The 7,744-nt window shown below is 63.6% G+C and carries 7 protein-coding genes; 1 reads left to right on the forward strand and 6 read right to left on the reverse strand.

All coding sequences use genetic code 11. The annotated features are described in order from the left end of the window. Positions 1-75 precede the first annotated feature (75 nt). Positions 76-1,983 carry an AsmA family protein gene (locus DH10_RS26955; RefSeq protein ID WP_192247252.1) on the forward strand — a complete coding sequence of 636 codons (1,908 nt, stop codon included), beginning with the start codon at positions 76-78 and terminating at the stop codon, positions 1,981-1,983. Between the two features lie 78 nt (positions 1,984-2,061). Here the strand turns inward: DH10_RS26955 and DH10_RS26960 are convergent, their stop codons facing one another. From DH10_RS26960 to DH10_RS26985, 6 genes are all read right to left on the reverse strand, one after another. Continuing rightward, positions 2,062-2,880: an ABC transporter permease subunit gene (locus DH10_RS26960; RefSeq protein WP_192247254.1), complete on the reverse strand. Its 819-nt coding sequence runs from the start codon at positions 2,878-2,880 to the stop codon at positions 2,062-2,064. After that, positions 2,877-3,839: an ABC transporter permease subunit gene (locus tag DH10_RS26965; protein ID WP_192247256.1), complete on the reverse strand. Its 963-nt coding sequence runs from the start codon at positions 3,837-3,839 to the stop codon at positions 2,877-2,879. The genes DH10_RS26960 and DH10_RS26965 overlap by 4 nt, the downstream gene beginning before the upstream one ends. A 9-nt stretch (positions 3,840-3,848) precedes the next feature. Then, positions 3,849-4,988: an ABC transporter ATP-binding protein gene (locus DH10_RS26970; RefSeq protein ID WP_192247258.1), complete on the reverse strand. Its 1,140-nt coding sequence runs from the start codon at positions 4,986-4,988 to the stop codon at positions 3,849-3,851. A gap of 77 nt (positions 4,989-5,065) precedes the next feature. Beyond that, positions 5,066-6,163, reverse strand: a complete 1,098-nt coding sequence (locus tag DH10_RS26975; protein WP_192247260.1) for a polyamine ABC transporter substrate-binding protein — start codon at positions 6,161-6,163, stop codon at positions 5,066-5,068. A gap of 340 nt (positions 6,164-6,503) precedes the next feature. Continuing rightward, positions 6,504-7,454 carry a DMT family transporter gene (locus DH10_RS26980; protein WP_192247262.1) on the reverse strand — a complete coding sequence of 317 codons (951 nt, stop codon included), beginning with the start codon at positions 7,452-7,454 and terminating at the stop codon, positions 6,504-6,506. A gap of 171 nt (positions 7,455-7,625) precedes the next feature. Continuing rightward, positions 7,626-7,744, reverse strand: a 119-nt coding sequence (locus DH10_RS26985) for a short-chain fatty acyl-CoA regulator family protein (protein WP_192385552.1), incomplete at its 5' end; no start/stop codon positions are given.

Here is a 7,744-nt window from a genome sequence, read left to right on the forward strand (position 1 = left end):
AAGACTTGAAAAGCGTCAGCGCTCGGTTACACCCGTCGGGCGATTTTGTCGGCAATGGGAAGCATACGGGGCGAGATGTCATCATCTTTGATCCGGCGCGGGGTATGGGTGATCGGCGTTGCGGTGCTGGTCATCGCGCTCGCCGTCGCCACCCTGCCGCTGATTGCCTCGACGCGCATCGTGCGCGACCGCATCGCCTGGGAATTGAGCGCCTGGAGCGGCTTGCGCGTGACGATCGACGGCTCGCCGCGCATCGAGGTGTGGCCGAAGTTCCGGGCAATCCTCAGCGACGTGACGCTGTCGCAATGGACAGAGACCGACGCGCCGCCGGTGATCGAAGCCGAGCGTGTCGAAGTCGACCTCTCCGCCATGGCCGCCTTGCAGGGCGACGTCCAGTTCTCGACCGCAAGGCTGGTGCGGCCGACCATCAGGGTCGAGCGCACGGCGAGCGGTCTCTATCTGCCGCCGCTGCCGACGGGCGGCCGCATCACGCGCTCGATCGACACCGCGCGCGGCGTCGTCACCGCGAACCCGCAGAAGCCCGACCTCGGCAGACTGCCTTCCGATCCGTTCGGCACAGTCGAGTTCCGCGACGGCCGCGTCGTGACCTCGGCGGGCGGCAAGGACAGCGAGATCCTGAGCAGCCTCAGCGGCCAGGTGAACTGGGCGGCCATGAACAGCGACGCCACGCTCACGGCGACCGGCATCTGGCGTGGCGAGAGCGTCCAGATCGATTTTTCCTCGGCGAGGCCGCTGGTGCTGTTTGCCGGAGGCAACGCGCCCGTCACGCTTGCCTTCAAGGCGGCGCCCGCCACGCTCTCCTTCGACGGCGTCGCCTCGATGTCGGAGAACGCCTATCTGGACGGCCAGGCGAAATTCGCCGCCCCTTCGCTGAGACGCCTGCTCGAATGGTCGCAGGCCGGAATCGCGCCTGGTGCCGCGATCGGATCCATCTCGGTCGCGAGCAAGGTGACTGCGTCGTCGGGACGAGCGAAATTCGAGAACACGACGGTGGCGCTGGACAACAATCCCGGCATGGGAGCGCTGGACTTTTCGTTCAGCGAGGCCCTGCCCGTCATTTCCGGCACGCTTGCCTTCGATACGCTCGATCTTCGATCGTTCCTTTCCGCTTTCACGCCGATCGCTCCGGCCGGCGAAGCGGGCCCCGGCGAGATCGACACCAGCTTCGCCGACAAGATCAACCTCGATCTCAGGCTGTCGGCGGCGCACGCCACCGTCGGCCCGATACAGCTCGCCGACGTCGCCGCGACCGCGCAGGTGAAGAACGGGCTCGCCGTCTTCGACATCTCCGACGCCTCGGCCTTCAACGGCAACATCCAGAGCAGCCTGCGTTTCGACCGCAAACCGGACGGCACTCAGGTCGAGTTGCGGCTCCTGGCGTCGGACGTCGACACCGGCGCCTTCGCCACCGCGGCAGGAATGACGCGGCTGGTGCCGGTCGGCACCGGAACCGTCTCGATCATCCTCAAAGGGCCGGGCAAGGCCTGGGACTCGATCTTCGAGAACGCCGACGGGTCCTTCTCGGCGACCTTCGGGCCGGGCTCGCTCAACGGGCTCAACCTGCCCGCCTTCCTCAAGCACAACGAACAGGGCGGGTTCTTCGCTCTCGACGACGTCGCCGACGGTTCGCTGCCGATCGACGGCGCCGAGATCAAGGCGAGCATCTCGAAAGGCGTGGCGCGGTTGGACAAGGCCGAAGTCAATGCACAGAAGTACAAGATCTGGCTTTCCGGCATCGCCTCCTATACCGGGCGCGGGCTGGCGCTCTCCGGCGGCATCGTTCCGAACGGGCAGCCTGCGCAGCCACAGCCTGCGCAGCAACAGCCGGCGCAGCAACCAGCCGCCAGCGGTCAGGCAGCCGTGCAGGCGCCGCCGCCCCCAAAGCAATCGCTGTTCTTCGTCGGCGGCAACTGGAGCACGCCGTTCATCTCGCCGATCAGCCGGGGCGTTTCGGGCCAATAATTTCTGGAAAAGCGCGCAAGCGACTCTCCATCAGGGATAGGAAGGACAAGGCGCAAGCAGCGCCCCGTCCCTTGCTCCTCACCCGCGCTGGGCTGCCTGCTCGTCGCGCTGGCGCTGGACCTCGCGGCGCTTGTTGGCGATCGAGGCGATGATGACGCCGATGGCGACCACGGCGATCAGGATGGTGCAGGCGGCGTTGATCTCCGGTGTCACGCCGAGGCGCACCTGGCTGTAGATCTTCATCGGCAGCGTCGTGGCGCCCGGACCGGAGGTGAAGGAGGCGATGACCAGATCGTCGAGCGAGAGCGTGAAGGCCAGCATCCAGCCCGAAATGATCGCCGGCAGGATGACCGGCAGCGTGATCTGGAAGAAGGTCTTCACCGGCGGCGCGCCGAGGTCCATTGCCGCCTCCTCGAGCGAGCGGTCGAAAGTGACCAGACGCGACTGCACGACGACGGCCACGAAGCACATGGTGAAAGTGGTGTGGGCAAGCGTGACCGTGAAGAAGCCGCGGTCGAGCCCAACGGCCACAAAAAGCAGGAGCAGCGACAGGCCGGTGATGACTTCCGGCATGACAAGCGGCGCAAAGACCATGCCGGAAAACAGCACCCGCCCCCTGAAGCGCGTGTAGCGCGTCAGCGTAATCGCGGCCAGCGTACCGAGCACCGTCGCAGCGGTGGCCGAAATGACGCCGACGCGCGCCGTCACCCAGGTGGCGTCCATCAGGCCCTGGTTGTGGAACAACGACACATACCATTTGGTCGAGAAGCCGCCCCAGACGGTGACGAGCTTCGATTCGTTGAAGGAAAAGACGATGAGCAGCATGATCGGCAGGTAGAGAAAGGCAAAGCCGAGCACGATCGAGGTCATGTTGAAGCGGCTCCAGGTGGCGTTCATTTGCCTTGCTCCTGGGCGCGCGCCTGAGCCTGCTGGAAGAACATGATCGGAATTATAAGCACCAGGAGCAGGATGACGGCCACCGCCGACGAGACCGGCCAGTCGCGGTTATTGAAGAACTCGTTCCACAGCGTCCTGCCGATCATCAGCGTCTGCGAGCCGCCGAGGAGATCCGGAATGACAAACTCGCCGACGGCCGGGATGAACACCAAAAGACAGCCGGCGATCACGCCGGGCAGCGACAACGGGAAGGTTATCTTCCAGAAGGCGCTGGTCGGCGGGCAGCCGAGGTCCTTGGCCGCCTCGATCAACAAGTAATCCATCTTCTCCAGCGACGAATAGAGCGGCAGCACCATGAAGGGCAGGTAGGAATAGACGATGCCGATGAAGATCGCGTTGTAGGTGTTGAGAATCTGCAGCTTATCGCTGACGATGTGCAGCGACAAAAGTAGCTCGTTGAGGAGCCCTTCCGGCTTGAGGATGCCGATCCAGGCATAGACGCGGATCAGGAACGAGGTCCAGAACGGCAGGATCACCAGCATGAGCAAGATCGGGCGGACCGTTGCCGGGGCGCGCGCCATGCCATAGGCGATCGGATAGCCGACGATCAGCGTGAGTATTGTCGAAATCCCGGCGATGATCACGCTCGTCACATAGGCGTTGAAGTAGAGCGCATCCTGGGTGAGCAAGGTGTAATTGTCGAAATTGAGCTCCCGGAAGCCTGCGAAGTATCCGGAAATGCCGTCGCTGAAATCGAGCACCGGCATGTAGGGTGGCATGGCGATCGCCGTCTGCGACAGCGAGATCTTGAAGACGATGATGAACGGGACGAGGAAGAAGAACAGCAGCCAGAGATAGGGAATGATGATGACGAGGCGATCGACGAAACCCTTCGCCAGTTGGGTCGGCAATGCAGCTGTTTCGGCTGACGGAGAAGCGGCGGCGGCGATGTTGGTCATGGCTCGCTCCTACCTGGTCAGCACGACGCCGGCGTCCGGCCGGAAGGAAACCCAGGCGCGGTCGTTCCAGGTCAGCGGGTCCTCGGTGACGCGCGAGGCGTTCAATGCGCTTGCCCGCACCATCTGACCGTCATCGAGCTTGATGTGGTAGACGGTCATGTCGCCGAGATAGGCGACATCGTAGACCTCGCCCTCCAGCGCGTTGACGGCGTCGGCCGGCTTTTTCGACGAGACCTTGATCTTTTCCGGCCGGATCGCGAAGACGATGTCGGCGCCATTGGCGGTTTCGGCGGCGTTCTCGACGACGATCTGCGCACCGGTCGCGCCGGTGATGCGCGTCGTGTTCGCCGCCCGCTCGGCGACCTTGCCCTCGAACATGTTCACATTGCCGACGAAATGCGCCACGAAGCGCGAGGTCGGGGCCTCGTAGATTTCCGCCGGCGTCGCCACCTGCATCACCTCGCCCTTGTCCATGATGGCGATTCGGTCGGCCATGGTCATGGCCTCCTCCTGATCGTGGGTGACGACGACGAAGGTCAGGCCGAGTTCCTGCTGCAGGTCCATCAGCTCGAACTGCGTCTCCTCGCGCAGCTTCTTGTCGAGCGCGCCGAGCGGTTCGTCCAGAAGAAGGACCTTCGGCCGCTTGGCGACCGAGCGGGCCAGCGCCACGCGCTGGCGCTGGCCGCCGGAAAGCTGATGCGGCTTGCGCTTGGCGAACTGCTCGAGCTTGACCAGCCTGAGCATCTCGGCGACGCGTTTTTCGATATCGGGGGCAGGCATGCCTTCCTGCTTGAGGCCGAAGGCGATGTTCTTCTCCACCGTCATATGCGGGAACAGCGCGTAGGACTGGAACATCATGTTCACCGGCCGCTTGTAGGGCGGGATGCCGCGCAGGTCCTGGCCGTCGAGCAAAATGCGGCCGGCCGTCGGCTCCTCGAAGCCGGCGAGCATCCTGAGCAAGGTCGACTTGCCGCAGCCTGAGGCGCCAAGCAGCGCGAAGAACTCGCGTTCGAAGATGGTCAGCGACAGATTGTTGACGGCGGTGAAGTCGCCGAACTTCTTGATCACCTTGTCGAACTGGATATACGGCTTGGCGTTCGGATCATTCCATGGCGCGAAATCCCTGCGGATGCTGCCAAGCGATTTCATAGTCCCCACTCCGGTTCTGCTTGATAATCAAAAGAAAGCGACCCCGGCAGTTGGCTGCCGGGGTCGCGTCTCAGTCCTTATTGGCCGGTGACGATCTTGGTCCAGGTGCGCGTGATGATGCGCTGTGTCTTGGGATCGTAGGGCTGAACGGTATAGAGCTTCTGCACCGTCGCATCGTCCGGATAGATTGCAGGATCGTCCAGGATCGCTTTGTCGACGAATTGCTGCGAGGCCTTGTTGCCGTTGGCGTAGAGCACGAAGTTCGAGGACTTGGCAATCACTTCCGGCTTCATCATGTAGTTGATGAGCTCATGCGCCTCGGCGACATGCGGCGCATCGGCCGGGATCGCCATCTGGTCGAACCATATCTGGGCGCCTTCCTTCGGCACCGAGTAGCCGATCTCGACACCCTGCTTGGCCTCCTCGGCGCGGTTGCGCGCCTGGAAGACGTCCCCGGAGAAGCCGATGGCCAGGCAGATGTCGCCGTTGGCAAGCGCGTTGATGTATTCGGACGAATGGAACTTGCGGATATAAGGCCGGACCTTGAGCAGCGCCTCCTCGGCCTTGGCAATGTCGTCGGCAGACGTGCTGTTCGGGTCAAGGTTAAGATATTTCAACGCCGCCGGTATCATGTCGGCGGGCGAATCCAGGACATAGACGCCGCAGTCTTTCAGCTTGGCCAGCGTGTCCGGATTGAAGAATACGTCCCAGCTGTCGATCTTGTCGGTGCCGAGCGCGGCCTGCACTTTCTTGACGTTATAGCCGATGCCGACGGTGCCCCACATGTAGTTGACCGAATATTCATTGCCCGGATCGTATTTGGCGGTGCGCTGGGAAATGACGTCCCACATGTTGGAGATATTCGGCAGCTTCGACTTGTCGAGCTTCTGGAACACCCCGGCCTGGATCTGGCGGGCAAGGAAATTGCCGCTGGGCACCACGACGTCGTAGCCGCTGCCGCCAGCCAGCAACTTGGTTTCGAGGATCTCGTTGGAATCGAAGGTGTCGTAGACGACCTTGATGCCAGTCTGCTTGGTGAAGTCCTCGATGACGGAGCTGTCGATGTAGTCCGACCAGTTGAAGACGTTGACGACGCGGTCCTCGGCGTGACCGCCCATGGTGAAAAGCGTCAAAAATGCCGACGTCGCCGAAAGCCAGAGCGCTTTGCGGATCATACTGTTCTCCTTTGGTGAGTGTTCCCGTGCCGGCTCGTCGCGACATGGGCGCGGGACGGCGTTTGGTTCAGACTATTGAGCTTTCCGGGGAGCGAGAAGCGAGCGCGCCCGGCGGTGCTTCGGATCGTTGAGTAGCGGTTGCGGCCCTTGCATCCCTTCCAGGAAGGTGCCCGGGCGGCGTCAGCGGCATTCGCCGCGGCGTAAGCAGAGATATAATGATGCGGTCCGGCCCCGATGAGGCCGGCGGAGACACTTGGCAAGATACGCCTGTCTTGTTGTTGCCGTAATTGCAGCCTGCCCGCCCGGCAGCGGAGTTGTCAATGGGGAAGACTCCCGAGCGTCAATTGGGAGACGGCAGCCCGGTGATGCCGGGCCGCTCGGGCCGGGTCTGCCGCTTGAATTCAAATGCGATATGCACAAGCAGCGCCGTGACCACGACCGCGCCGCCGATGATGGTGCGCACCGACGGCACTTCGGAATGGACGAGCCACACCCAGATCGGACCGAGGATCGGCTCGAAAGTGCCGAGCAGCGCCGCGACGGCCGCCGGTACCAGCCGGGCGCCCATGGCGAAGAAGGCAAGGCCGACGCCGAGATTGATCACGCCGAAGGCAAAGAGGAAACCCATGTCGCGCCCGGAGACGGCGAATTCCGTGGCCTGGGAGGCGGCAAAAGCACCGGCCAGCAGCGCGCCGAGGCACGTGGCCGGCACCATGCGCACATGGGCGAAGCGCCGGGTGATCACGGTCGCGAACGAAAACATCACCGCGATCAACAGCGCCAGCCCGTCACCGATCGGCGAGACGGCGCCGCCCAAGGATTCGGAGACCATGATGGCGACGCCGGTGATGACGGCGGCAATGGCGACCCAGGTCCTCGGGCTCACACGTTCGCGAAACAACACCCAGGCAAGCAGGGCCGCCAGAAGCGGCACGCCGGCCTGCATCAACAAGATGTTCGCGACCGTTGTGTAGGCGAGCGCGACGATGAAGCTCGTCGAGGCGGTGGCGAAGCATAGGGCGACGCCGAGCCCCGGCAGGCCCATGTCGCGGAACAGTTTCCAGGTGCCCCGCCAGCCGTCGCGCCAGAGCATGAAGGCGATGAGGAAGGCCACCGCCCAGAGCGAGCGCCAGAACACCACGGTCCAGCTGTCGCCGACATGGATGAAGCGGGCGATGGTGCCGCCAAAACTCCACATCAGCGCCGACAGGAAGACCAGCAGCATGCCGATCCGCTCCTCGCGCGGCGAGACGGCAGGCAAGGCAACGCGACGCGACGCGGTATCGGTCATGGACGGGACTGTCAGCGATTTGCGAGCGGCACGATCCACTATGGACGACCAGACTATATCCCATTCGCGTAGCGCAAATGCCGGAGCCAGGCGTGATCCAGCATCCGCTGACCTGTAGGACAAAGCCGACCTCCGCTCCCTCGGGACCGCCGCAAGCTTTGGCGGCAAGCACTATCCCTGGAAATCGAAGGCGCTGAGGCCCGTCACCATCTCGTCGAGACCGAGCGGTCGCGTCACCGGCGGCTCGGCGCGCGCCAGGCAGCCGACGCGCTCGCAGAGCCTGCAGGCCG

Source organism: Mesorhizobium silamurunense, assembly GCF_014843825.1.
GTDB classification, from domain to species: domain Bacteria; phylum Pseudomonadota; class Alphaproteobacteria; order Rhizobiales; family Rhizobiaceae; genus Mesorhizobium; species Mesorhizobium silamurunense.

Excerpts from the sequence above, each read along its gene's own strand:
- DH10_RS26980 (WP_192247262.1), bottom strand. The coding sequence starts at position 7,454 with ATGACCGATACCGCGTCGCGTCGCGTTGCCTTGCCTGCCGTCTCGCCG.
- DH10_RS26960 (WP_192247254.1), bottom strand. The coding sequence starts at position 2,880 with ATGAACGCCACCTGGAGCCGCTTCAACATGACCTCGATCGTGCTCGGC.
- DH10_RS26975 (WP_192247260.1), bottom strand. The coding sequence starts at position 6,163 with ATGATCCGCAAAGCGCTCTGGCTTTCGGCGACGTCGGCATTTTTGACG.
- DH10_RS26970 (WP_192247258.1), bottom strand. The coding sequence starts at position 4,988 with ATGAAATCGCTTGGCAGCATCCGCAGGGATTTCGCGCCATGGAATGAT.
- DH10_RS26955 (WP_192247252.1), top strand. The coding sequence starts at position 76 with ATGTCATCATCTTTGATCCGGCGCGGGGTATGGGTGATCGGCGTTGCG.
- DH10_RS26965 (WP_192247256.1), bottom strand. The coding sequence starts at position 3,839 with ATGACCAACATCGCCGCCGCCGCTTCTCCGTCAGCCGAAACAGCTGCA.